Below are 24,671 nucleotides of genomic sequence, written 5' to 3'. Positions count from 1 at the left end.
TTTCACGGTAGCCCGGCTGAACCGACGCGGGTTGGCGTATCGGGCGGTGTTCGCCTGAAAGGGGACTGTCCACCGTACTGAAAGGTAACCGTCCACTCAGGAAGGGCGGTCGGCCTGAGCGCTGAAAGCCGCTCGTCCAACACCGCCCCCACGCTCATCGATGCACGAGTTCGGTATCGGTCGAGGCTCTGGGCGCGGAGTTTCTTCTTCCAGGATTGGACCTTGAGGTTGGTGATGTCTTCGAGTGCGGTGTCGTCCCGGCGGTCGCGGACGTGGTTTTTGATGATGCTGCGGTAGTTGTCCTCGGTGCAGGAGTCGATATCCTGCGCGTCGAGCTATTCGTGGGTGTCGAGGAACTCGCCGAGGGTGGTCTTGCCGGCGGCGGGGTCGCGCCATTGGCCGCGTCGTTGGTCGGACTCCATGTCGTCGGCGTGGTTCTGTGCGGCGGATTCGGAGGCGAAGCCATTGACCGAGCTGATGGTGTTTGACACCGCGACCGGGACGGGCAGTGCCGTCGCAGTCAGTCCTTGGCGTCACCAGCCTGCCCGCGACCAGGGCCGACGCCACACAGATCGCCCTGCACGTGCTCAACCACTGGCAGATCGAGAACAGGCTCCACTACGTCCGGGATGTCACTTACGGTGAAGACGCTTCCCGGGTCCGCATGGGCAACGCCCCGCGGGTGTTGGCCAGTTTCCGCAGCCTGGCGGTCAGCCTTCTACGCCTGGCGGGCCACCGCAATATCGGTGCCGCGCTCCGTGCGACCGCGCGAGATGTCACACGGCCACTCGCACTGTTGGGAATCCGGGCTTGACCAGCATTAACGACTTTGCCGGGCCCCTGACCCGTATGGCCAAGCGCCAAGTCGGCTTGCGTCAACGGGTTGAAGCTGATCGGCGGGGGTCGGCGAAGCCGAGGCTGACGTAGCCGGGAGCGCGTTTGGCCAGTGACGATGCCAGGACGCCGGTGTTGACGTCGTGGTAGTCATGGACCTCGGCAGTGGCCTTGCCGGGGGAGGCGCGGAGGATACGGCCTGCGTATTGGACCAGGCGTCCCTTGAACGCGATCGGAGCGGCGAGGAACAGGGTGTCCAGCACGGGGCAATCGAATCCTTCACCGACGAATGGCCCGGTGGCGACGACCAACAGCGGCGTCTTCCCAACCGGAGCGTGGAGCCGGCTGAGGGCGTCTCGTCGGGCGGTGGCGCCCATGCCGCCGCGCAGTACGACGGGGTCGAGCGACCGTTGCTGAAACCGGTCAGCGAACCGTTCGACATGGGCTGTCCACTGGGTGAGCAGCAAGCAGTGCCGGCCCCGTTCCAGTGCGGCCCTCACGTCGTTGACGACCTGTGTGAGGCGGACGTCATCGGCCACGAGATCACGGTAGATGGCCGCCATGCCGCCAGGCTTCGTCGGGTCGGCGTCGCCGCGGTAGCGGTAGACGGTGTCGTGCACATGGAGTACCGGTATCGGACGCTGGGCGGTCTTGTCGAGTTCGAGCTGGGGCGCACTGTCCTTGTGTGCTGGTGTGGAGTGAGTGATGGTGTGGCGCACCGGCCCGAGCTGCAACGCGATGAGGTCGTCGAGTTTGTCACGACGGTACGGCGTCGCTGTGAGTCCGAGCCAGCGTCGGGCCGGGATCTGCTTGACGGCATGCTCGAATGCCGCGGCGGGGATGTGATGGCACTCGTCCACAACGATCAACCCATAGTCGCTGGTCAGCTGCTCGATGTCGGTCTTGCGGGCCAGGGTTTGCAGCATGGCGATATCGACCACGCCACGGGTCTTGTGGCGACCGCCGCCGAGCTGGCCGGCCTTGACACCCAGCATTTCGCTGATGCGCGTGCGCCACTGGTCGGCCAGGGCCTTACGGTCGACCAGCACGAGCGTGGAGGTCGCATGGGCGGCGATCACCGCGCAGGCCATCACGGTCTTACCCGCGCCCGGCGGCGCGACCAGCACACCGAGGTCGTGGTCGCGTAGATCGTCTACGGCGTCCTGCTGCTCGCCGCTCAGCGTGGCGGCGAAGGTGAACTCCCGCGACTCACCGGGCTGCCGCTCGTCGGTCACCTCGAGGCGGCTGCCTGCCTGCTCGACCAGCGCGGCCACCGTGTCCCGCAGTCCGCGAGGCACGATGAGCCCGCCGTCTAGGGTTTCGTCGTAGCTGCGCAGGAATCTCGGTGTGTCCCAGGTGGACATTCGGAGGCGCTGGCGCTCGTAGAACAGTGGGTTCGTCATTGACGCGGCGTGCTTCAGCGTGGCGTGCAACGCTGGGGTCAGCTCGTTTGATTCCAGGCGGATTCCCGACCTGAGCCGGGCATGCACAATAGATGGCGCAGTGGCACGGATCCGGGTCGAGACCGCGGTGCCGATCTTGTCGATGCTGGTGCCGACGGTGATTCCGCCGGCGCGGCGCGCGACCCGATTGACCTCGGCCGGGCTCATTCGGCCGAGTGAGGACAGGTAGGCCCACTGGTCGTCGTGCGGTTCCATCGTCGCCAGGTCGAGGAATACCGTTGCCCCGTCCTGGCGGGCCTTGCCCTGCAATGGTGCGGCGATCAGGTTCCCCACACCGCCGGAGGGCAGCACGTCCTGCGACGGGAAGAGCCGGTCGTAGCTGGCCAGGTCCATGCGACCACGCACCGCCATCGCCTCCCGCAACAGGGCTGTGCCGAGTCGGCGAGCGGTCTCCGCGGGCACAGGGGCGGTGAAGAACACCCACGCGTGCGCGCCCACTCCCGAGCGCGATACCTCCAACGCTGCCGGTGCCGACCACGCCCTGGCGGCCTTCAGGTAGGCCAGTGCGTCCAGCATCGCCATCGGGCCGTCGAAATCAGCCGCAAGCCACCAGCACAGATCGCCGTCCAGTAGCGGATACAGCCCGACACGCACGTCACCGGTCAGATGTGCGCGCAATACGTCCTTGCTCAGCGGCAGATAGTCGCGGTCCTCATGACGAACGCCTTTGCGCCATCCGCCACGTGTCGCTGGCAGCCAGCCCGCCTTGCCCGTACGCGTGTTCTCCCACCGCGTGGCGTAGACGTCGGTGCGAGCGGCGAACAAGGCAGCGAAGAAATCGACCTTCGACTCCGGGGCCGACCGCCGGTCGACCGGGCCGGGGTGCGCCTCGAAGATACCGGTCTGCACCGGGCCGGGCGGAGCCGCCTGTTTGGGTGTCAGCTCCAGCAGCCGCAGCAACCGCGCGTTTTCCGCGCGCAATCGCGTTGTCACGGCACGGAGCTCGGCGAGTTCCTCGGCGAGCCCCGCGACCGTCGCTGGCTGGAGATCGTCGTCCACGGAACCCACCGTAGCTCCGATGGTCAGATGCCCGCCTTTGTGAGGCGTTGGATGAGGGTGGGTTTGCGCGCGTGTGTTTGCCGCAAGGCGTTGGTGCGCAACGTGAACGTGTCGTAGCGGTCCTCGCGTTCGGCCAGCGCCCGCAGATCGGTGAGCAGGGTGACGGCGGCGTCGTACTCGGCCGGTTTCCGGGTGGCGATCAGCGCGTCGACGCGCGACCACGCGGCGTCTTCCTCGTCGGCCAGTTTGTCGAGTCGTTGTTCGCGGGCCTTTAGGCGCGCCTGTTCCCGGCGTGCCTCGTCTTTGGCGCGTTGGGCGGCGGCTTTGCGTTCACGGTCGGCTCGTCGCCGCGCCGCGTCGTCGAGCAGGTCGGCCACGGTCCGGCGGGCTGGGACGGGGCTGGTGGGGGCGGTGTCGCCGCGGAAGCGGCGCAGCAGCTCCATCCGCACTCGCGCGGCCTCGCCCTGCGCGACCCGTGCCAGGAGCCGGTCCTTCTCGGCAACCGGTAGGCGGGCCACCCAAGCGCCGAGGTCTTCGGAATCGTCAGTGGTCTGCTCCAGCGGTGGAGAAGCCTGGGCCGCGATCGCGATCAGGTCGTCGTCGAGGCGCAGGAAGTCGGCCAGCGCCCGCTGCGCCGCGGTGAGCGCGCCCAACCCGGGTGGAACCGGTGGTTCGAGATCGTCGTCGGCGTCGCGGTCGAAGACGTCTTCGTCGCGTTCCCATGCGCCGTAGGCGGCCAGCCAGGCGAGATAGAGCGGTCGGAGGTCACCGGCGGCGAGTTCGGCGCGGACTCCGACGATCCCCGACAGGAGCGTTTCAGGGTCGTAGTCGAAGTCGAACTCACCGGCGTGGTCCGTGCTGGTGAGTTCGAGCAGGGTGAACTCGTGCGTGGTCCAGGCACTGACCTGGTCGCCGACGCAGTAGTCCTCGACGACGACCTGATCGAGCAGGTCGCAGGGCAGACGGAACATCACCCGGTGGGTGCCCCAGTTGGCCACGTACAGGTGCGCGTCGTAGTAGCGCTCCATCAACCGGCTAGGACTGCCCTTGAAGTTGCCCCAGTGGTACTCGTTCACGAAACTGGTGGCGGTGATCCTCGCCCGGGTGGACAGCGCCCGGACCTCGACCTGCTCGGCATCGTCGAGCGGGCGGTCGATCGCCAGGAACTCGTAGTACTGGTACTCGCTCACTGCCCGTCCAGTCGGTCGGCAGGGGTGAAGGGTTCTGCCCGGAACGTCGAGTCGTCGCCCAGGTGGAAGAACAGGTGGCCCTCGATCGTCTCGTCATCGACGAGAACGGCCCAGCCGCGTCCGCTGACCTGGTCGCCCTCGTCGACGCCTTCCCAGGTGAACTCGACACCGGGCCGGCCGTCCCGTTCGATCGGGCGGCAGTCCAGCCAACCGCGGACGGCGATGAAACCGAAGTCGCCGGTCCCGTTCCTGCCGAACGCGATGAACCCCGGTTCGGCTAGGTCGATGGCATCGCGGTCCCAGTTGCTCATCTCCACGATCCGCCACCGGCCGGTCATCCGCGCCATGGACTTCGAAACACCCCTTGCCATGAGGCGTCAGCGTAGCCATCGCGGGAGGGTCTGCTCGAGGCACCGCCGTTCATGGCGCACCGGCTCATCGCCGGCATGCCGAGGCGGAGGTCGTCCGCGCGGGTCGCGGGTGCGGACGCCACGTCTTCGAAGGCGGTTGGAGGACGATGGTTGGGTCGACGCCCAAGTGCGTGCCGATTCGTGCGCGGGACCGGCCGAGGGGGTAGAGGTGGATAGCGGCCGAGGTCGGACCCGTTCGGCTCCGGGCTGGGCCTGTCTCCGTCGGTCCATGTCGGCCCGCCAGGGTCGCTAGGGCGAACGACGGGAGCGGTGACGGGGTGCCCGCCCGGGTGTTTCTTGGGAGGCAAGCAATTCGCCGACCTGGCCGTGGTCACCTAGCTGACCGAGTCACCCGCTCTCCGTCCGAAGTGGACATACCTTCGGTGTGGGCCACCCGGCGGCTTTTCCCGTTGCCGGATTTGTGGCTGGATGGGCGTCGAGCCATGGTTCGCGGCCCTTGCCGCCCGCCGCGCCGGACGCGGCGACCCCTGCTACGCCGAAGAAGGTGATGGCACCATGCCTCGCTTGTCCCTCCTTGCCGCCACGCTCCCGCCTGTGGTCGTCGCCGCCCTGCTCGCGACTGCGGGCCCGGCGTCGGCCAACGTGGCGGTCACCCAGGTCAGCGCCGACCCGTTCACCGACGCGCAGGCCCAGCACCGCACCGAGGTCGAGCCGGACACGTTCGCCTTCGGCTCGACGATCGTGTCGGCGTTCCAGGTCGGCCGGGTCTCCGGCGGCGGCTCGTCCAACATCGGGTTCGCGACCTCCACCAACGGCGGGGCCAGCTGGACGCAGGGGTTCCTGCCGGCCACCACCGGCAACTCCGGCGGCCCGTGCGGCCAGATCAGCGACGCGTCGGTGGCCTTCGACGCCAAGCACAACGTCTGGCTCATCTCCTCGCTGGGCGTCAACTGCCCCGGCACCCCGGTGCTGACCAGCCGCTCCACCAACGGCGGCCTGACCTGGAGCAATCCGGTCACCACGGCCACCGGATCGAACGACAAGAACTGGATCGTCTGCGACAACACCGCCACCAGCCCGTTCTTCGGCAACTGCTACACCGAGTACGACGTCACCAGCTCCGGCGACGCGCTGCGGATGAAGACCTCCGCCGACGGCGGCCTGACCTGGGGACCGGCCAGGGCCACCGGCAACAACGCCACCGGCCTCGGCGGCCAGCCGATCGTGCGGCCCGACGGCACGGTGGTCGTGCCGTACCTGTCGCTGAACGACCAGATCCGCTCGTTCACCTCGGCCAACGGCGGGGCGAGTTGGAGCAGCACGGTGCTGGTGGCCAGCGTCAGCCGACACACCGACGCCGGCAACATCCGCACCGAGGCGTTGCCGTCGGCGGAGATCGACTCCGCCGGCACCGCCTACGTGGCCTGGTCGGACTGCCGGTTCCGCTCGGGCTGCCCGGCCAACGACATCGTGCTCAGCAAGTCGACCAACGGCGCCACCTGGACGTCGCCCACACGGGTGCCGATCGACGCCACCACCAGCACCGTCGACCACTTCGTGCCCGGCATCGGCGTCGACCCGTCGACGGCCGGCGCCAGTGCGCGGATCGGCCTGACCTACTACTTCTATCCCACCTCGAACTGCACCGCGTCGACCTGCCGGCTCGACGTCGGCTTCATCTCCTCGACCAACGGCGGCACGAGTTGGAGCGCCGCCACCCAGGTCGCCGGTCCGATGACGCTGTCCTGGATTCCCAACACCTCGCAGGGCCGCATGTTCGGCGACTACATCTCCACCTCCGTCCGGGCCGGAGGTAATGCCTTCCCCGTTGTCCCGATCGCGTCCGCGCCCACCGGGTCGACGTTCGCGATGGGCATGTTCGCGCCGACCGGCGGCCTGGCGATCACTGGTGGCACCGTGCGAGCTACTCCCGCAACCGAGTCGCAGTCCACTCAGCAGGCTGGTGTGAGCACGGCCTTCTAGGGTGCTGACGGATGTCGCACGTGGGCCGCCGCCGTTGCGCTTCGACACGAACAGCGCGGTCAACATGATGAGGTCGCCGCACGGTTCACGACCGGGCACCGTGCGGCGCCACTCCTGATGACGGTGTTACCGGCCGCTAATCCGGCGTCGCTAAGCTGCGCCGGTGCCCGCCGTTCCACGCCCCGCAGACCCCGCGCTCCGCGCGCTGCGGGGCTGCCTGCTGGCCGGCGCCTCGACCGCCCTGACCATCGCCGCGCACGCCGCGGCCGGCGGCGGAGTCCCCGACATCGGTCTCTTCCTGCTGCCGACAGTGCTGCTCGCCGGCGCCGGCACGATCCTCGCCGAGCGGGTCCGCACCCGTGGCGTCCTGATGGTGGTTCTCGGCAGCACCCAACTGGCCGTGCACAGCCTGCTGTCGATGAAGGCCACCAGCCACGAGATGCTGCTGGCCGGCCGCGCGGTAGCCGGGCCGGTGTCGATGACGATCGCCCACGTGCTGGCCACCGTCATTTTCGCGGTCATCCTCACCCACGCCGACGCGGTCCTGGCCGCCGTCGTCGACGCGCTCTCGGCGGCCCTGCCGCGGCGAATCCCCACGCTGCCGGCGTGGGCACCGGTGGCCATGCCCGTGACCACCGAGCGGCCCCGCACCGAGGTCATGGTTGTGCTGCGGCGGGTCCGAGCCCGCCGCGGACCCCCGTCCGACTCCTGAATTCCCTTACACCCCACCGTACTGACAGGAGTCAGGAGCAATGTCACTTCGTTCACCCTCGCACGCGCTCACACGGCTCGGCGCCGTCGCCGCCGTCACGCTCGCCGTCGTCCTACTGGGCGCCGGAAGCGCCGCCGCACACGTGGAAACCGACCCCGGCCAGGCCACCAAGGGCGACGACGCCACCATCACCTTCCGCGTGCCCAACGAGGAGGAGACAGCCGGCGTGGTCAAGCTGGAGGTCAGCTTCCCCCTTGACCATCCGGTGGCGGAGGCCCGCACGTCCCCGATGCCGGGCTGGACGGCCAACGTCACCATGACGACGCTGCCCACCCCGGTGCACCAGAACAACTCCGACGTCAAGGACGCCGTGCAGACCGTCACCTGGACCGCCGACCCCGGCAACCAGATCAAGCCCGGCGAGTTCCTGCGGTTCTCGGTGCTGGCCGGCCCGCTGGCCGACAACGCCGACGAACTCACGTTCAAGGCGCTGCAGACCTACAGCAACGGCGACGTGGTCCGCTGGATCGACCCGCCGGCCGCCGCCGGCGCACCCGAGCCCGAGCACCCCGCTCCGACGCTCACCCTCGTGTCCGACAACGCCGATGCCGCTCCGGCCAAGCCGGCCGACGACCCGGCGTCCACATCGGACAGCACCGCTCGCTGGCTGGGCGGCGCCGGCCTGGCGATCGGGATCCTCGGGCTCGCCCTCGGGATCGTCATCGCCGTGCGTGGCCGGCGCGGGACGCCGGCGGAGGACAAGGGATAGCGTCACTCGTGGATGATGTGGCCTCGGTCGGGCGTGGTCTATCTGAGCTGACCGGTCAGATGCCCGCCCGATCGAGGCGGTCGATGAGACTGGGTTTGCGGGCGTGGGTTTTCCGCAGCGCGGAGCTTCGCCGGGTGAACGCGTCACTTCGGCCGTCACGCGCGGCGAGTGCCCGCAGATCGGCGAGCAGGGCGACGGCCTCGATGAACCGCCGCAGCAGCCGGTCCTTCTCGGTGGATGGCAGACCGGCGGTTCGAGCACGGTAGGTTCGGGCGCGGAGGAGGCCGATGAGCGAGGCGGGCGACGCGTTCAGCGTGGACGCGTTCGAGCTGGACGACCGGTTGCGGCTGTTCACCTTCGCGTCGGTGGACAAGCGCGCCGACTATCTGTGGGTGCTGCGTGCGTTCGAGCACGCTCGGGCCAACTACGTGGTCCTGCTGCACGCGACGGACGTGACCACCACCTTGGCCGTGCTGGCGGACAGCCACCCGGACATGCCCGCCATCGCCGGTGACGTCACGCCGCTCCTGGACCAGCTGTACGGCTGGCGGGTGCTGGAGCGCAGCTACGACGGAGCCCGCGCGGCGACGCTGGCCGAGTACCGCAACCGGCACTACGTCAACCAGTTCTCCCAGGCCGGCTACCGCGCCTACCGGGCGGTGGAGGACGTGCTCGGATTCCTTCTGCAAGAGCTACACGTGAACGCGTGCCCTACCAGCTGGTGGAGGGAGACCGGCACTACCGGCCGCCGACCGGCGTCGTCGACATCGGCCGGCCCTGGCCTCTGACCCTCGACCTCGATTCCCTCACCGCACCGCGCTAGACAGGGTGGGGACCCGCGCAGCCGAGCCCGCCCGGCTACTCACCGGCCGCCGACCGGCGTCGTCGACCTGGGGTCCGCGGGGTCAGCAGGTCGCGGTGGCGGCCTCCACGATGAGGTCGGCGACGGCCTTGGGGTGGCTGAGCATCACGACGTGGGAGGAGCCGGGGACCTCGACGACACGGCGGGCCTTGGCACGGGCGTACATCCAGCGTTCGCAGGCGGGCGGGATGGCCTTGTCCTGGCCGGCGACGAGGCCCCAGGAGGGGATGGTGCGCCAGGCGGCGGCCTGCGTGGGGAAGGTGAACGAGTCGGCGTCGAACGGCCGCTGGGTGGCCTGAAGGACGCGGAACGTGGATTCGGGGATGTCGGCGGCGAAGGCGGCCTGGCCGTCCTTGCTCAGGTACAGGTCGGTGCCGGTGGCGCCGTCGGCCTTGGTGTAGGGCACGGGAACGCTGACCGGGCCGACGAGGCTGCCGGGGAACTTGGCGATGAGCTCGCCCTGGGTCTCGCCGAGGTCGGGGGCGAAGGCGGCGATGTAGACCAGGGCCTTGACGTTGTCCTTGCCGGCGGCGGCGTTGGTGATGACGGTGCCGCCCATGGAGTGGGCGACGAGCACGACCGGTCCGCTGATGGAATCGAGCAGGCTCCCGATGTAGGGGGCGTCGGTGGGGATGCCTCTGAGCGGGTTCGAGCCGGCGATCGTGGTGTAGCCCTTGTGCTGCAACTCCTGGATGGTGGCGTTCCAGCACGAGGAGTCGGCGTATCCGCCGTGCACCAGGACGATCGTGGGCTTCGCCTTCGCGGCCGCGGCGGGCGATGCCAGGGGGCCGGCGGCGAGCGCGGCGGCTCCGGCCAGCGCGGCGCCGGCCTTCAGGGCCTGACGGCGGGAAACGTCGGCGCTCATGGGACTCCTCGGGAGATGGGCTGTGGACGCCGAGGACCCTATTTCGGCCGGCCGCGGTGCTGATTGAGTCAAATGACTGTGCGGGTCGCGCTCACGACACCGTCTGGGCCTGACGCGCCGAACGGAGATAGACGGGGATCGCGATGCCGATCACCGCGGACACCGCGCTGCCGATGATCACCGGCGTCTCCCACGACGACAGGAGAGCGGTGGGGTCCACAGTGGACGTGACGACGGCGACGCCGAGGCCGGATCCCAGGTAGCGGGCGGTGTTGTTGGTGCCGCTGCCCATGCTGGCGTGGTGGGCCGGGACGGTGGCCACGGCCTGCCCGCCCAGGGCGGCGTTGAGCATGCCGGTGCCGACGCCGGCGACGGCGAAGCCGGGGAGCAGCCGGAGCAGGGTGTCGCCGTCGTACAGCGGTCCGAGGGCGGCCAGGCCGGCGCCGATGATGATCAGCCCGATGGCCAGCTGCCCGTCGGGGCTGATCCATCGGCGCAGGTGCCGGGCCAGCACGGCGGTCACGACGCTGATCCCGGCCCAGACCACGAGCGGGACGGCGCCGGCCAGCGCGGAGCCGTGCATGCCCTGGTCGACGAGGACCGGCGTGTACGAGGTGAGGGCGATGACCCCGAACCCGGCGGCGAAGGCGGCTGCGGTGACGGTCACGAAGTGCGGGTTGGTGAACAGCCGGATGTCGACCAGCGGCGAAGCGGTCCGCCGCTCGTGGACCGTGAACACGACAAGGACGATCACGCCGGCGGCCAACAGGATCAGCACGGCCGGCTGCGTCCATCCGCTGCGGCCGAGCGTCAGCCCGGCCAGCAGCAGGCTCGGCCCGGCGACCAGGCAGACGGCGGCGAGGTAGTCGATGCGGCCGGTGAACGACCGGGCCGGATTCGCCGGCAGCGCACGGGCGAAGACGATCAACGCCAGGCTGAGCGCCCCCACGATCAGGTAGGGCACGCGCCACGGGCCGACGAGAGCGGTGAGCACCGGCCCGACCAGGATGCCGCAGCCCAGGCTGGCGCCCCAGATCCCGGTGGCGCGGGTGCGGCGATGCCCGGGCGGCGTGACCTGGGCGATCAGCCCGAGGCTGGTCGCGATCAGCGCCGCCGCGCCCAGGCCCTGGCCGACGCGGCCGACGATGAACACGATCGGATCGGCCCAGGTCGCGCCGAGAACGAGGAACAGCGCCTGGGCGCCGGCCCCGATCGCGAACACGACGCGGCGGCCCAGCCGGTCGGCCAGCGCGCCGCTGATCAGCAGACCGGCGCCGAGGCCGACGCTGGCCGCGGCGAGCATCCAGGTCCGCTCGGTGACGCCCGCGTCCAGCGTCCGGGCCAGCTCGACCAGGGTGCTCATCGGCATGGTGAACATGACCATGGCCAGCACCGTGGCCAGGCAGCTGACGGCCAGCGTGCGGCGTTCTTCCATGCATCGGACGCTACCACCTATTTATACCGACCGACATAGAGATAGGGTGGCCGACGTCCTGATGGAAGGCGGTCTTTAGGCGTTTTTGGCGCTGTTGTCCGGTGATTCGATGCACGGCCCGTCTGACGGGTGGCCTAGATCTAGGTATGCTGAGCGACATACTTCACGCGAGAGGATCACCGCCATGCCGTTCGTGACCATCGACCTGCTCCGCGGCAAGCCCGCCGGCCATCTGGCCGCCGTCTCCCAGGGTGTGCACGACGCCCTGGTCGAGGGCCTGGGCATGGTCCCGGAGGACCGGTTCCAGCTCATCCGCCAGCACGAGCCCGCGGAAATGGTGTACCCCAAGGACTTTCGCGGCGGTCCCCGGTCCGAGGACTTCCTGATCGTGACGATCACCGACGGCCTGCCGCGCGGCGACGACAAGAAGAAGGCGTTCTATCGGGCGTTGGTGCGCAACCTGGAGGCCGACCCCGGCGTGCGGTCGGCGGACGTGTTCGTGATGATGCACGTGACGCCGCCGATCAACTTCTCCTTCGCCGACGGCATTCCCGCCACTGAGATCGTCGCGCGCGAGGCGCTCGACCGCACGGCGACGGCGCCCGAGGGTTCGGGGGAGTGAAGGCGTTCGACACCGCCACCGTGCTATGACGGGCGGTATATCCCGGCGGTAGTTCAGTTAAGGTGGAGGTATGGCGAGACGGTCGGACAGCCGGCAGCGCATGGTGGCGGCCGCGCGGCAGCTCATCCGCGAACGGGGCTACCACGCGATGGCGCTGTCGGACGTGGTGGAGCGCAGCGCCGCGCCCCGCGGCTCGCTCTACCACCACTTCCCCGAGGGCAAGGTCCAGATGGCGGCCGAGGCGGCCGACTGCCACGCCCAGGAGCAGGTGAAGGAGATCAACCGCATCGCCGCCTCCTCGTCATCGGCCGAGGACCTCGTGACGGCCTACCTCGACCTGGCCCGCGACGGCATGGTCGCCAGTGGCTATCAGCGTGGCTGTGCCGTCGCCCCGCTGGTGATCGAGGCGAGCGGACAGGCCCGGGACCTCGACGCCGTGACCCGCCGCTCGTTCTCGATCATCATTGAGGGCATGGCCTTCCAACTCGTCGTCCTCGGCGTCCAGACCGCGGCCGCGCGGGAGCTCGCGCACGCCGCGGTGGCCGGGGCCGAGGGCGCTCTGGTGACCTCCCGCGCCCTGCGCAGTCCGGAGCCGTTCGACGCCGTGAAGGCGGTGCTGGTCGAGCGCGCGCGAAGCGTCGCCGTGAGCTAGTGCAGTTCGTCGAACAAGCACGAGGTCAGAACGGGCAGTCGGCTTCACCGACGCCGGGGAGGCGCCAGGGCTCGGCGGTGTCGGGTAGGTCGTCGCCGGGGCGGGTTTGCGGGGACCAGGCCAGGAATCGGGACACGCCGTCGGGCCGGGTGGCGGTGAAGTGGCGGGTGTCGGGGCCGAGCTCCGGGACGGGGCCGTTGTCGTGCCAGACCGCGTCGGGGTGGCCGAGGCGCAGCGCCGGGGTGGGGATGCGCACGCCGCCGACGTCGAGGACCGACGGCGGGACGGCTGCCCACCGGGGAACGCCGTTGCCGAGCAGCTGGCCGAGAACTCGGTCCCACGCGACGACTTCGCCCCGCCAGAGTTGGCGCAGCTGGCGGATCCGGACCCGGTCGAACAGGGTGATGGGCCGGGTGGGCAGGCCGATCTCCCGGCCGGTCAGCTCTTCGAGGTCGATGAGGTCGGCCAGCAACTCGGTGAGCCGCTGCTGCCAGACCAGGTTGTCCCCGGTGGCGCCGGCCAGCGGGAGCTCGACGGACTTGCCTCCCGGCGCGCCGAGCAGCATCGCCCCGGCTCGCACGACCGCCAGCTCGAAGACCTTCGCCGCGTGGGCGGAGCGGAGATCCAGGCGCGCGGGCACCACCCGCACCCGCACGTCGAACTCGCCCTCGGGCAAGGGGGCCATCATGATGCGCAGGATGACCCCGTCGGTGATCAGCAGTCGCAGATCCGTGTTCCTCCCCTCGACCGTCTGGCCCACGACGGGCGCGTCGTAGTCGGCGACGGGGGAGCCGTCGATCGCCTTCAGCTCCACCCGGAACCGTTTGTGCTGGGCGGGATCGAGCTCGGGAAGCGGCTCGAGATCGCTCAGCGGTTCGAGGAGCGAGGGCAGCTCGGGGGCGGGCGGGGGCACGTACACGGTCGCCGGCGGCACGTCGATGGTGAGAGCCCCGGATTCCCGTAGCTGGTCGAGGAAACGCAGGGTCCGCAGCGCGAGGGCGGCGGGCTCGGCGTCGTCGGCGTTCCACGCGGCGTTGAGCTCGGTGAGCTGATCATGTTGCCGCGCGGTCGAAGTCGGCGACTCGTCCAGCAGCCGCCAGACCGCGCTCAGCACCTTCGGGTAGAAGGTCGGCTCCCCGTCGGCGGTCAGCGGCCGCACCCCCTGCTCGATCTGACGAGCGCGAACGAGGAACCGGGCGACGGTGTCGGCGGGCGGGATCGACGTCATGAAGACCATGGTGTCGGAACACGGAGCCGGCGGCGCCGAACGACACGGCCGTTCAGAACCACCGGCTGACGACCTGCGCGAACGAGTCCCGGTCGAAGCCGGGTTCACCCGCCCAGGCGACGACGCCGTCGGGTCGGACGAGCACGGCGGCCAGCCCGAGGTCGCCCTTGGCCGTGCCGGCCACATAACGCAGTCGCCCGAACGAATCCCGCAGACGCTGGTCGGGCTGAAGTCGAGCACGATGCCGCGACCGTCGTGCATCAGGCCGCCGAGACGGGTGCCGTCCGCCAGCTGGAAGTCCGGTGCGTTGCGGCCGACCAGCGGATGCTTGCGGCCGAGGCCTACGACAGCGGCTGGACCCGCCGACGGCCCTGATTCGAGTCGATCCGGCCACGCCGCGCACTAGGAACGGTTGAGCCGATTAGACGTTGACGCCACCAAGGGTCATCGACTAAACCCATTCCGTGACGCCCTTGCGGCGAACGAGGATTGTTCGGCCGACAAATCGTACATACTAGACCGGACCCTCGGGGGTGGCCAGGAATTTCCGGGGGAATCGTCGGCAACCCTCGGGCCGGATGGCTGCTCCCGGGAAGCCTTTCCCGGTAGTCCGGGAAAAGGAAACCCTGTCGCCCGGGAATCCCGCCGGCCACGATTGGTGGGATCACCACGCGTTCTCGATGAACGCCGCCAATCATGCTGGAGGGGAAAACGTGCCCATTCCGCGGATTCTCTTCGCCGTGCCGCTGCTGGCGGCCGGCGTGCTCCTGCCGGCCCTGGGCGCCGATCCCGCGGCCCCGCCCGCCGGGGCGGTCGGCATGGACCACGAAGTGTTCGCCAGCGACGTCGTGACCGTGCGCCAGGGGCAGACCCTCTTGCTGGTCAACAACTCCCGCTGGGCGCACACCATCGGCCCCGGCCGGTCCGGGCACATACTCGACGCCGTCGACGTGCCGATGGCCGGCTACCACCTCATGGAGACCAACGCCGAGTACACGACCGGGAAATGGGACAAGCCCGGCACGTACTACCTGACCTGCTCGGTGCACGACCGCATGACGATCAAGGTCGTGGTCACCGCGTGCACGTGCTGTGAAAACGGTTCGTGCAAGTAGCGGCGCCGAGCCGGAACACCCGTCAGCATCCGGAGAGGAGGTAGCCATGTCGGCCTTCATCAGCACCGTCAAGCACGCTCGGTACGTGATGGGCTCGCTGTCCGCGGTTCTGTTCGCCGCGGCGGTCAGCTCGAACTTCTAACCCTCGAACGGATCGCTCCCGGCCACCGGCTCGGGTTCGGTCCTGCCGCGGACCGGGCGGCGTTCGTCACGAGCGTCGCCCGGTTCCGGCATCGGCACACACGACAAGGAGCGGCAGTGTTCGAGACCGGGGTCAGGCAGTTCAGGATGGCGATGAGCATGGTGCGGGGCCGCCGGCTCAACACGCGCAATCTCGGCCGGCTGGTCGAGGACGCCCTCACCACGCTGGCCGAGTTCGGCGAGCCCGGCGCGGACGTGCAGCAGATCGTCGACGGACCGGCGAGTGATCCGCAGGCCCGATTGCAGTTGGCGAACCAGGGAATCCGGCACACCGCCGCCCGGCTCGCCGCGCAGTCGCCGTTCTACGCCCGCCGGTTCGAGGCGGCCGGCGTGCGGCCGGATCGGCTGGATGTCGCCGGGCTGGGCGCGATTCCCGTGACAGTCAAGAACGACCTGATCGCGCGGCCGGCCGAGTTCCAGTGCGGCGACGTCGCCCGGCACCTGTCCACCCGCACCACCGGCACCACCGGCCGCCCGGCCGAGATCTGGCTCTCCCGCTACGAGATGGAGCTGTGGCCGGCGCTGATCGCCCTGTCCGGGGTGCTCCGCGACGACCTGCGGCCCAGCGATGTCATGCAGGTCAACATCAGTTCCCGGCAGACAGCCGCGGTGCACCTCGACGTCGCGTCCTGCCGGCTGGTCGGCGCCGGCTGCCGTGTGCTCGGCGTCGTGCCGGTGGACGAGGCGCTGGACGCGTTGGCCGACGGCGGATCCACGCTGCTGTCGGCAAGTCCGAGCTACCTCGCCGAAATGCTGGTGGCGGCCCGCCGGCGTGGCCTTGGCCCGGGCGACTTCCGGTTGCGCGGCATCCAGGCCGGCGGCGAGGTGCTCTCGCCCAGCGTCGCCGCGGCCGTCCGGGAAACCTTCGGCGTGCCCGAGATCAGCGACAACTACGGCATGACCGAGGTGATTCCGGTGGCCGCGCGGTCGTGCGGTCAGGGGCACCTGCACCACGACCTCACCACCGGGCTCGTCGAGTACCTGGACATCGAGACCGCCGAGCCGGCCGCGCCGGGGGCGCTGGCGACCATCGTGATCACGCCGTTCTTTCCCTACCGGGACTGCATGCCGGTCTTGCGCTACGACACCCGGGACATGGTCCGCATGCTGCCGGACGAGCCGCTCACCTGCGAGCTGGCCGCCGTGCCGGCCACAAGTCACCTGCTGGGCAAGGCCGATCACCTGATGCGGCTGGGATCCAGCACCGTGATCACGCCCCGGCAGCTGGTCGAGGCGGTGGAGGCGCTGCCCACGCGGCCATGGCCCGCTCGCTTCCGTGCGGACGTCCACAATGGACGGATTCGGCTGACCCTGCCGACCGCCGCGATCGCGGGCCTCGGCGAGGCCGCCGCCGGTCGGCGCCTCGCCGACCTCGGCCTGGACGTCGACCTCGTCATCGTCGGCGACGACCAGGCCCGGTCGCTGCGGCCCGTGCGCAGCGACCTGCACGAGCGGACCTTCGTCGCCGGCCCCGCCCTCATCGGAGCGTGACATGGGCAATGACATTGCGTTCGAGACCGCGTTCCAGTTGGGCGTCGTGCTGATCGGGGCGCTGACGGTCAGCCTGTGCGCGCTGTTCTACCTGCGCCGGGTGCGACTGGAGCGGCCGGCGATCGGCACCTTCAACGGCCGCGACATCGCGATCCTGGTGGTGTTCCTGGCGACCCTGCCGGAGATCTACATCCTGCTGCCCCGCTGGGCGACGACCTGCCTGCTGGCGTTGACCTTCGTCACGTCGCTGTCCATCGGCTACCGGCCGTTGCTGCGGCCGACGACGCTGTGGCTGGGCATCGGGATCCTGGTCGGCCTGAACCTGTGGCTGGGCCGCACGATGCTCGGCACCGTGCTGGGCTGGCAGGTGTTCTGGGCCGAGGGCGACATCATCGTGTTCCTTGGCGCGATCGCGGTGGCCAACCTGTATGTGCAGGGCGGCATGCGGCTGCGGCACGTGGCGTGGTTCGCGCTGGTGCTGGCCGGCTACGACATCGTCTTCACCGCGTTCGTGCCGCTGACCAACGCGCTGGTCGAGGACTTCCTGGGCTATCCGCTGGATCCGTCGGTGGGGATGCGGATCGGACTCTACGACGCGGCCGTCGGCCTCGGCGACCTGTTGATCTACGCGCTGTTCACGCTCACCTCGTACAAGGCCTACGGCTGGCGCGCGGCCCGGGTCGCGCTGGTGCTGATCGCCCTGTTCGGCGGCGTCGTGCCCTCGCTGGCCCCACTGATCATCAATTTCGTCGACGCCCGCGCCGACATCGTGGTGCCGGTGCAGACCTGGTTCGGGCCGGTGGCCTTCCTCGGCTACCTGTGGATGCGCCGCCGCTACGGCCGGGAGCGCACCATGCGGGAGTTCCTGGCCAGTTCCGACGTCGTCGGCCCGGCGAGGACGCCGCTGCTCGCGCAGGGCGTCGGCTAGTCGAGGACCAGGCGTCCATTGTGGACCCTGGTGCCGGACTGCTTGAGCTGGTGCAGCACGGGAACGACCTCGACCTGGTGCACGGCCGGCAGCGCACCGATCCGGCTGGTGACGTACATGTAGAGGTCCTCGGTGTTGCGACAGGTCACCGTGACCAGGAGGTTGGCCGAACCGGTGACGGCGGCGGAGAAGGTGGTCTCCGGATGCAGGGACAGCGCCTGGCCGGTGGCGTCGAGCTCGCCCGGGCTGACGGTGAGCCAGAGGTAGGCGTCGGCGTGGAAGCCGAACTGGGGCGGCGCGAGGTCGACGGCGATGTGCAGCGCGCCGGAGGACAGCAGCTCGTCCAGGCGGCTCGACACCCGAGACTGCGGCCAGCCGGTCGCCCGGGCCAGGGCCACCACGCCCATCCGGCCGTCGCGGTTGAGCTCGGCGAGCAGCGGCGCGTCGTCGTCGCGGATCGGGGTCTGCTCCGCGTCGGCGTCGGGGTGGGTCGGGCGCAGTGCGGCGATCTGCTCGGCGGTGAGCGGATCGTCGTAGGCGAGCCATTTCGTGTCGCTGCTGACGTGCATGTGCAGCACGGCGAAGGCGGTGAAGCTCAGGACCTGGCTGGTGCGCGGCAACTTGGCCAGCACCGAGCTGTGCGATGCGCCCGGGCCGGTGAACGCGACGCAGACGATCTCGGAGCCGCCGGAGGTGGTGCTGACCCAGGCCACGTCGTCGCGGGCGGCGATCGCGTCCGCGAGGGCGTCGGCGGCGTTCGGCCGGCACTGCACCCGGACGAACCACCGCTGCGTCCCGGCGACGCGGTTGCCCAGCTGCGCCCGCACGCGCAGCGCGCCGTCGCTGTGCAGGGTGCGGTACCGTCGGGCGACGGTCTGTTCGGAGACGCCGAGGGCCTCGGCGATCCGGCGGAAGGGGGCGCGGCCGTCGCGCTGGAGGCATTGCACGATCTGCCGGTCGATTCGCTCCATGTTGGCAGATTACTCGCCCGAACGGGTCTGTCATGGAGGTTTGGTGGCGGATTCCGCTCGTGATGCGTGATTCCCGATATTGCCGGATCATCCTTGAACCATGAACCACACCGTCCACTTGGCGGACGACCTGAGCCTGACTCGTATGGGATACGGGGCGATCCAGCTGGCCGGCCCGATGGCCTGGGGGCCGCCGAAGGACCGGGACGCGGCCGTCGCCGTGCTGCACGAGGTCGTCGCGCTCGGCCTGACGCACATTGACACCAGCGACTACTACGGCCCGCACACCGTCAACGAGCTCATCCGTGAGGCGCTGCACCCCTACCCGGCCGGCCTGCACATCGTGACCAAGGTCGGCGCCCGGCGCGGCCCGGACAAGTCCTGGCCGGCCGCCATCACGCGGGACGCGCTGATCTCGGCGGTGCACGACAACCTCGGGCACCTCGACCTGCCGTCGCTCGATCTGGTGAACCTGCGGATGACCGACACCACGGCCGCCGCCGACATCGTCGAGCCGTTCACCGTGCTGGCCGAGTTGCAGCGGGAGGGGCTGATCAAGCACCTCGGCGTCAGCAACGTCAGCACCGAGCAGGTCCTGGCGGCCCGGCAGATCGCCCCGGTGCGCTCGGTGCAGAACTTCTACAACCTCGCCATGCGCAAGGACGACGCCCTCGTCGACTACTGCGCGGCGGAAGGCATCGCGTTCGTGCCCTTCTTCCCGCTCGGCGGGTTCCGGCCGTTGCAGTCGGACACGTTGCAGCAGGTCGCCGACGGCCTGGGGCACACGCCGCTGCAGGTGGCCCAGGCGTGGCTGTTGCAGCGCTCGCCGACCATGCTGCTCATCCCCGGCACGTCCTCGGTCGCGCACCTGCGCGAGAACGTGGCCGCCGCCGACATCGAACTGCCGGCCGAGGCCGTCGCCACGCTCAACGCCGTCGGCGCCGCCGAGGCCGCCGCGCCGTGGGCGCGGCACTGAACCAGGAGAAAACCATGCGTGCTGTCACTTTCACCAACTTCGGCGGCCCGGACGTGCTCGCCGTCGCCGACCGTCCGATTCCCGAGGTCGCCGCCGGCCAGGTCCGGGTCAAGGTCCACGCCGCCGCGGTGCACCCGCTGGACGTGGTGGCCCGGTCCGGCTACCTGGGCGGCATGGTGCCGCCCGGCCCGACGTACGTGCTCGGGGTCGACGCCGCCGGCACCGTGGACGCGGTCGGGCCCGGCGTCACCGACTTCGTGGTCGGGCAGCCGGTGCTGGCCATGTCCAACTGGCCGGAGACCAAGATCGGCACCCAGACCGAGTACGTGGTGCTGCCGGCGGACTTCCTCGCGCCGGCGCCGTCCGGTGTGGACTTCGAGGCCGCGTCGACGCTGCCGCTCAACGGCCACACCGCGGCCCAGGCCCTGAAGATCCTGGGACTCAAGCAGGGCGACACGGTCGCCGTCACCGGAGCGGCCGGCGCCATCGGCACGTTCGGCACCCAGTTGGCCCTGCACCAGGGCCTGCGGGTGATCGCCATCGCGGCCCAGGAGGACGAGCCGTTCCTCACCGGCCAGGGGGCGACTTTTGTCGCCCGCAGCGGCAATCCGGCCGACGCGGTGCGCTCGGTCGTGCCGGAGGGCGTGGACGGGGTCCTCGACACCGCCTCGCTCGGGGCCAAGGTGATCGGGGCCGTGCGTGACGGCGGTTCCTTCGTCGCCGTGACGCCGCCGGCCGCGCCGCCGGCCGAGCGGGGCATCCGGGTCGGCCTCGTGCAGGCCCGCGCCGACGGCGTCGAGCTCACCGAGCTGTCCCGGCTGGTCGACAGCGGCCGGCTGACCTTGCGCGTGGCCAAGACCTTCCCGTTCGAGCAGGCCGGCGACGCGCACACCCTGCTGGCCAAGGGCGGGCTGCGCGGCGGCGTCGTGCTCGTCCCGCGCGTTTAGGAGCTCATCGTGACGAATGTCCTGGCGCGGCCGAAGATCGCGGTCAGCGTGGTCTTCGTGCTGGCGCTGTTCATGTCCATCATGGACGCCGCGATCGTGAACGTGGCGTTGCCCAGCATCGGCGCCGAGTTCGGCGTCGCGCCGACCGGCGTCGGCGCGGTGTCGGTCGGCTACCTGGTCAGCCTGGCGGTGGTCATCCCGGCCAGCGGCTGGCTCGGCGACCGGTTCGGCGCCAAGCGGGTCATGCTCGCCGCCATCGTGTTGTTCACGGTCGCGTCCGCGCTGTGCGGGCTGGCCGGCTCGTTCCCGCAGCTGGTCGGGTTCCGGGTGTTGCAGGGCATCGGCGGCGGCATGCTGATGCCGGTCGGCATGGCCATGCTGTTCCAGGCCTTCCCGCCGCAGGAACGGATGCGGGCCTCGGCCATTCTCACCATCCCGACCACACTGGCCCCGGCCGCCGGCCCGCTGCTGGGCGGCGTGCTGGTCGACTCGCTGAACTGGCGGTGGGTGTTCCTGGTCAACATCCCGTTCGGCGTGATCGCCCTCGTCTACGGCCTGCTCTTCCTGCGGGGCCTGGACGAGACCCGGGTGAGCCGCTTCGACCTTCGCGGATTCCTGTTGTCCGGCCTGGGTTTTGCGTCCCTGATGTACGGCGTCAGCGCCGGACCGGAGCAGGGCTGGGGCGATCCGCTGGTGCTGGCCACCCTGGTCCTCGGCGTGGTGCTGCTGGTCGCGCTGGTGATCACCCAGCGGCGCACTCCCGAGCCGCTGCTGGCGTTACGGCTGTTCGGGGACCGGCTGTTCCGGTCGATGACCGGCGTGATGGTGCTGACGATGGCCTCGTTCTTCGGCGTGATCTACATGGCCGCGCTGTTCCTCCAGGACTGCCTGGGGGTCAGCCCGCTGGTCAGCGGCCTGTCCACGTTCCCGGAGGCGATCGGCATCATGGTCGGCTCGACCTTCGCCGGCCGGTTCACCCACGCCCGGCTCGGGCCGCGCTGGACCAGCGTGTGCGCGCTGCTGCTGGTGTTCGTGTCGATCGGCTCGCTGACGCTGATCACCAGCACCGCGGGGCTGTGGCCGATGCGGATCATCCTGTTCGTGCTGGGCATCGGCATCGCGCACATCTTCGTGCCCGCCCAGGCCACCGCGTTCACCAACGTGGCCCGTCGCGACACCGGCGCGGCGTCGACGTTGTTCAACGCCCTGCGCCAGCTCGGCAGCGCCGTCGGCGTCGCCGCGCTCACCACCGCGCTGACCCTGGCCGGGGGGCAGCACAGCCAGGCCGGCGACGTGTACCCGTACCACGTGGCGTTCAGCATCGCCGCGCTGATCGCCCTGCTCGGCGCCGGGGTGGCGCTGACCCTCGCCACCCGCAAACCCAGCGTCGAGCCACAGGTGTCCGTTTAGGACGTCCATTCAGGACGCCTGTTCAGGACAGAGGGATCCGTGCCCGCGCGGGGCACGGATCCCTTGCGTGTCAGTGGGTGATGAGGTCGAACTCCTCCCACGGGCCGACCGCGGTGCGGTTGGCGATCAGCGCGGACGCGCCGGCGTTCTCGGCGGTCACCAGGTGCTGGTTGTTGTAGGCCCGCAGGCTCACGCTGCCGTCGGGGTTGTGCAGCAGGTAGAACGTCTCCCACGGGCCGGGTCCGCCGCGGTTGGCGATCAGCGGCGAGTTGCCGTTGCTCTCGGCGGTGACCCAGCTGTTGTCCGAGTGCGCCCGCAGGCCGATGGTGCCGTCGGTGTCGGTGAACATGTCGAAGGTCTCGGCCGTGCCGATCGAGGTGGCGTCGGCGATCAGGGACGTGGTGTTGTTGGGCGCGTCCACGTACTTTCCGTTGGCGTGGGCGCGGAAACTCACCACGGAGGTGCTGCGCGAGAACGTGGTGGTGTTGTTGGCGTAGCCGGCCGAGACCAGGTCGGCCTGCACCGCGTTCTCGGTGGCGTCCGAAGGAAAGCCCGACGTGACGGCGCCTTCGAAGAACTCGCCCTTGCCCAGCGGGCTGTTGTCGCCACCGGTGCCCAGCTCGATCGAGGGCTGGACCTTCATCGGGTTGTAGCCGTTGGGCAGCGCGCCGGAGTACGAGGTCGTCAGCCCGCCGGACTGGCCGCTGCCGTACTTGAGCGTGAAGTTGGTGGTGCCGTTGTTCTTCTCCCACGCCGACACGAACATGCCGGTCTCGCTCTGGATGTTCGTCGGGTTGCGGCCGTTGTCGCTGAAGTACATGCCGTTCTCGAGGTCGCCGCCGACCCAGGGGCCGGGGCCGGTGCAGCCGCCGACCCAGCACGCGGAGCCGTAGTAAATCGCGTTCATGGTGGCGTTGCCGTCGTCGGAGTCGTTGGTCTCGGCCGATCCGAAGTCGAAGCAGCAGTTGCCGCTGGTCAGCATGGACGAGGTCACCATGTACATGCCCTCGGGTTGCGAGCCGGTGGGCACGTTGCGGGCGGCGTTGTTGCGGTAGCCGGTGCCGATGTTGTTGACCAGCACGCCGTAGGCCGGCTGGCCGCCGACCGTGATCGGCAGCGCCATCGCGTTCGCGCCGATGTCCGCGCCGTTCGGGCCGGGGCCGTTGAGCCCGCCCGAGCAGCCCGCGCACGAGGTGCCCGGGGAGATGGGCAGGTGGTTGGCGTTGCTGGTCTGGTCGTAGAGCTGGGTGATGGTGCAGGTCGTGCCGGAGCAGAAAGTGACCTGCGGCGCGGCGTTGACCACGCCGCCGGCCGCTCGCAGGCCGATGTTCAGCGTGCTGTTGTCCGAGGCGCGCTGGATTTGGTACAGGGGGCCGTTGTAGGCCGCGTAGAGCGCGCGGGTGGTGCTGTACGCGGCCTGGCACGGCGTGCCGCCGGCTGCGTAGAGGTCGCAAGTCTTTTGCGTGGCCGCGGCAGCTGTCTGGGTCGTCGCCAGGCCGAGGGCCGGCAGGACCAGAGCCACCGCCAGCAGCAGCTTGAGCCGCCGTCGGAACGTGGGCAGGGCGTGCACGAAAACCTCCGTCGTCATTGTCGGGAGTCATCGGGACAGCGCTTCGTCAGGGTCGGCGCCCTCCCCTCGGGTGCAGCGCACATGTTCGACCGACTTTATCCCTAAGTCAAGGTCGCTCTGCCATGGATATGGGCAATCTCTGGAACAAGTCGTCGCGTTGAACGTAAGCCGTGTCGTTCTTTTGCGTAAAACCGACGCAACGGGTGTAGCTGCTAGACAGAGCTCATGGGGATCGCTCGGCTTCCGGTGGACGAACAACTCGAGGCGCTTCGGTCGACGCTCAGCCGCAACGAGACACTGACCGAGGTCCTGGCCCGCGCCGCCAGGCTCGACCTACCCGGCTGGTACCTCACTGCCGGCTGCGTGTTCCAGACCGTGTGGAACGTCGTCACCGGCCGGCCGCCGGCCGAGGGCATCAAGGACTACGACCTGTTCTACTTCGACGACACCGACCTCAGCCCGGAGGCGGAGCTCAAGGTCATCCAGGCCGGCGAGACGGCGTTGCACGACCTGCCCGTCGTCGTCGACATCCGCAACGAGGCCCGGGTCCACCTCTGGTACGAAGACGACTTCGGCGTGCCCTGCCCGCCATACACCTCCACCGAGGCCGCCATCGACTCCTTCGCGGCGACCACCTGCTGCGTAGGCATCCGGCTCGAAGCCGACGGCCGGTGGCGGGTCTACGCGCCGCACGGTCTGGCTGATGTGTTCAACCTCGTGGTGCGGCCCAACCCGGTGCTCGCGCCGGGGAGTGTGTACGAGGCGAAGACTCGGCGCTGGCGGGAACGATGGCCGGAGTTGACGGTGCTGCCTTGGCCTGAGTAGTTGGTGGGTGGGTGTGGGTGTGATTCTTGTGCCCGCGCCGCGCGGTTGCCGGAGGTGGGGATTGCGGTGAGAGGTGGGGTGTTGTTCGGTTGAGGGGTGGGGTGGATCGTTTTGGGTTGGTGGCGGCGGGGTGGAGTCTGTTTGAGGGGTGAGGGGTCGTTATCCAGCTGACTCCGGGTGGATTTTGCGCGGAGGCCTCTGGGCGATGGCGTATCAAGGCGCTATCGGGCAGGCTCCGCCTGCCTCGATACG

At 69.8% G+C, this 24,671-nt stretch carries 23 protein-coding genes; 14 read left to right on the top strand and 9 right to left on the bottom strand.

The features are described from left to right. The first annotated feature begins 215 nt into the window (after positions 1 to 215). Positions 216 to 488, top strand: coding sequence for a hypothetical protein (locus ACIG5F_RS44885; RefSeq protein ID WP_396526376.1), 273 nt, complete (start codon positions 216 to 218; stop codon positions 486 to 488). 387 nt (positions 489 to 875) lie between these two features. Here ACIG5F_RS44885 and ACIG5F_RS44880 read toward each other — a convergent pair whose 3' ends face one another. From ACIG5F_RS44880 to ACIG5F_RS44870, 3 genes are read right to left on the bottom strand one after another with little or no spacing between them, the layout of a single operon-like run. Then, a complete protein-coding gene (locus ACIG5F_RS44880) occupies positions 876 to 3,296 on the bottom strand; it encodes a TOTE conflict system archaeo-eukaryotic primase domain-containing protein (RefSeq protein WP_396526375.1) in 2,421 nt (806 codons plus the stop codon). 23 nt (positions 3,297 to 3,319) lie between these two features. After that, complete coding sequence (locus ACIG5F_RS44875) at positions 3,320 to 4,486, bottom strand: hypothetical protein (protein WP_396526374.1); 1,167 nt, start codon at positions 4,484 to 4,486, stop codon at positions 3,320 to 3,322. Next, complete coding sequence (locus ACIG5F_RS44870) at positions 4,483 to 4,857, bottom strand: hypothetical protein (protein WP_396526373.1); 375 nt, start codon at positions 4,855 to 4,857, stop codon at positions 4,483 to 4,485. The genes ACIG5F_RS44875 and ACIG5F_RS44870 overlap by 4 nt, the downstream gene beginning before the upstream one ends. A 555-nt stretch (positions 4,858 to 5,412) precedes the next feature. Here ACIG5F_RS44870 and ACIG5F_RS44865 point away from each other — a divergent pair. The 4 genes from ACIG5F_RS44865 (at position 5,413) to ACIG5F_RS44850 (ending at position 9,109) form a co-directional block, all read left to right on the top strand. After that, a complete protein-coding gene (locus tag ACIG5F_RS44865) occupies positions 5,413 to 6,840 on the top strand; it encodes a sialidase family protein (protein ID WP_396526372.1) in 1,428 nt (475 codons plus the stop codon). Between the two features lie 163 nt (positions 6,841 to 7,003). Further along, positions 7,004 to 7,552 carry a hypothetical protein gene (locus tag ACIG5F_RS44860; protein ID WP_396526371.1) on the top strand — a complete coding sequence of 183 codons (549 nt, stop codon included), beginning with the start codon at positions 7,004 to 7,006 and terminating at the stop codon, positions 7,550 to 7,552. 40 nt (positions 7,553 to 7,592) lie between these two features. Continuing rightward, a complete protein-coding gene (locus tag ACIG5F_RS44855; RefSeq protein ID WP_396526370.1) occupies positions 7,593 to 8,321 on the top strand; it encodes a YcnI family protein in 729 nt (242 codons plus the stop codon). Between the two features lie 287 nt (positions 8,322 to 8,608). After that, positions 8,609 to 9,109, top strand: coding sequence for a DUF2397 family protein (locus ACIG5F_RS44850; protein ID WP_396526369.1), 501 nt, complete (start codon positions 8,609 to 8,611; stop codon positions 9,107 to 9,109). A gap of 117 nt (positions 9,110 to 9,226) precedes the next feature. Here ACIG5F_RS44850 and ACIG5F_RS44845 read toward each other — a convergent pair whose 3' ends face one another. Continuing rightward, a complete protein-coding gene (locus ACIG5F_RS44845; RefSeq protein WP_396526368.1) occupies positions 9,227 to 10,048 on the bottom strand; it encodes an alpha/beta fold hydrolase in 822 nt (273 codons plus the stop codon). Between the two features lie 91 nt (positions 10,049 to 10,139). Further along, entirely contained in the window at positions 10,140 to 11,483 is a 1,344-nt protein-coding gene (locus ACIG5F_RS44840) for an MFS transporter (protein WP_396526367.1), read from the bottom strand. Positions 11,484 to 11,667: 184 nt separating this feature from the next. Between ACIG5F_RS44840 and ACIG5F_RS44835 the strand changes: the two genes are divergently transcribed. Together ACIG5F_RS44835 and ACIG5F_RS44830 are read left to right on the top strand one after the other, a co-directional pair. Next, positions 11,668 to 12,105, top strand: a complete 438-nt coding sequence (locus tag ACIG5F_RS44835) for a tautomerase family protein (protein WP_396526366.1) — start codon at positions 11,668 to 11,670, stop codon at positions 12,103 to 12,105. 70 nt (positions 12,106 to 12,175) lie between these two features. After that, positions 12,176 to 12,757 carry a TetR/AcrR family transcriptional regulator gene (locus tag ACIG5F_RS44830; protein ID WP_396526365.1) on the top strand — a complete coding sequence of 194 codons (582 nt, stop codon included), beginning with the start codon at positions 12,176 to 12,178 and terminating at the stop codon, positions 12,755 to 12,757. Positions 12,758 to 12,782: 25 nt separating this feature from the next. Here the strand turns inward: ACIG5F_RS44830 and ACIG5F_RS44825 are convergent, their stop codons facing one another. Beyond that, complete coding sequence (locus ACIG5F_RS44825; RefSeq protein WP_396526364.1) at positions 12,783 to 13,985, bottom strand: hypothetical protein; 1,203 nt, start codon at positions 13,983 to 13,985, stop codon at positions 12,783 to 12,785. Positions 13,986 to 14,037: 52 nt separating this feature from the next. After that, on the bottom strand, positions 14,038 to 14,169 hold the full coding sequence (locus ACIG5F_RS44820; RefSeq protein ID WP_396526363.1) for a hypothetical protein: 132 nt from the start codon (positions 14,167 to 14,169) through the stop codon (positions 14,038 to 14,040). 529 nt (positions 14,170 to 14,698) lie between these two features. On the opposite strand from ACIG5F_RS44820, the gene ACIG5F_RS44815 reads away from it, so the two are divergent. The 3 genes from ACIG5F_RS44815 to ACIG5F_RS44805 all read left to right on the top strand — a co-directional run bounded on the left by ACIG5F_RS44815 (position 14,699) and on the right by ACIG5F_RS44805 (position 17,720). Continuing rightward, the gene (locus tag ACIG5F_RS44815) at positions 14,699 to 15,100 is read left to right on the top strand and encodes a hypothetical protein (RefSeq protein WP_396526362.1); all 402 of its coding nucleotides are present in this window, start codon (positions 14,699 to 14,701) and stop codon (positions 15,098 to 15,100) included. A 258-nt stretch (positions 15,101 to 15,358) separates the two neighbouring features. Beyond that, complete coding sequence (locus ACIG5F_RS44810; protein WP_396526361.1) at positions 15,359 to 16,792, top strand: phenylacetate--CoA ligase family protein; 1,434 nt, start codon at positions 15,359 to 15,361, stop codon at positions 16,790 to 16,792. Position 16,793: 1 nt separating this feature from the next. Next, complete coding sequence (locus ACIG5F_RS44805; RefSeq protein ID WP_396526360.1) at positions 16,794 to 17,720, top strand: hypothetical protein; 927 nt, start codon at positions 16,794 to 16,796, stop codon at positions 17,718 to 17,720. Here the strand turns inward: ACIG5F_RS44805 and ACIG5F_RS44800 are convergent. Next, positions 17,717 to 18,691 (bottom strand): Lrp/AsnC family transcriptional regulator, encoded by a 975-nt coding sequence (locus tag ACIG5F_RS44800; RefSeq protein WP_396526359.1) that lies wholly within the window; start codon positions 18,689 to 18,691, stop codon positions 17,717 to 17,719. The two genes, ACIG5F_RS44805 and ACIG5F_RS44800, sit on opposite strands and share 4 nt — an antisense overlap. Positions 18,692 to 18,791: 100 nt before the next feature. Between ACIG5F_RS44800 and ACIG5F_RS44795 the strand changes: the two genes are divergently transcribed. From ACIG5F_RS44795 to ACIG5F_RS44785, 3 genes are read left to right on the top strand one after another with little or no spacing between them, the layout of a single operon-like run. Further along, positions 18,792 to 19,667, top strand: a complete 876-nt coding sequence (locus tag ACIG5F_RS44795; RefSeq protein ID WP_396526358.1) for an oxidoreductase — start codon at positions 18,792 to 18,794, stop codon at positions 19,665 to 19,667. 14 nt (positions 19,668 to 19,681) lie between these two features. After that, positions 19,682 to 20,614, top strand: coding sequence for an NADP-dependent oxidoreductase (locus tag ACIG5F_RS44790; protein ID WP_396526357.1), 933 nt, complete (start codon positions 19,682 to 19,684; stop codon positions 20,612 to 20,614). Between the two features lie 9 nt (positions 20,615 to 20,623). After that, positions 20,624 to 22,024 carry an MDR family MFS transporter gene (locus ACIG5F_RS44785; RefSeq protein ID WP_396526356.1) on the top strand — a complete coding sequence of 467 codons (1,401 nt, stop codon included), beginning with the start codon at positions 20,624 to 20,626 and terminating at the stop codon, positions 22,022 to 22,024. A 70-nt stretch (positions 22,025 to 22,094) separates the two neighbouring features. On the opposite strand, the gene ACIG5F_RS44780 is transcribed toward ACIG5F_RS44785, so the two are convergent. Further along, positions 22,095 to 23,612 (bottom strand): arabinofuranosidase catalytic domain-containing protein, encoded by a 1,518-nt coding sequence (locus ACIG5F_RS44780; protein WP_396526355.1) that lies wholly within the window; start codon positions 23,610 to 23,612, stop codon positions 22,095 to 22,097. A gap of 207 nt (positions 23,613 to 23,819) precedes the next feature. Between ACIG5F_RS44780 and ACIG5F_RS44775 the strand changes: the two genes are divergently transcribed. Beyond that, a complete protein-coding gene (locus tag ACIG5F_RS44775) occupies positions 23,820 to 24,419 on the top strand; it encodes a nucleotidyltransferase family protein (protein ID WP_396526354.1) in 600 nt (199 codons plus the stop codon). Positions 24,420 to 24,671 lie beyond the last annotated feature (252 nt).

The sequence above is a fragment of the Kutzneria sp. NPDC052558 genome, assembly GCF_044547355.1.
Classification (GTDB): Bacteria; Actinomycetota; Actinomycetes; order Mycobacteriales; family Pseudonocardiaceae; genus Kutzneria.
Note: the sequence above shows the minus strand (reverse complement) of the source record. Positions and strands in the feature narration are given on the sequence as shown.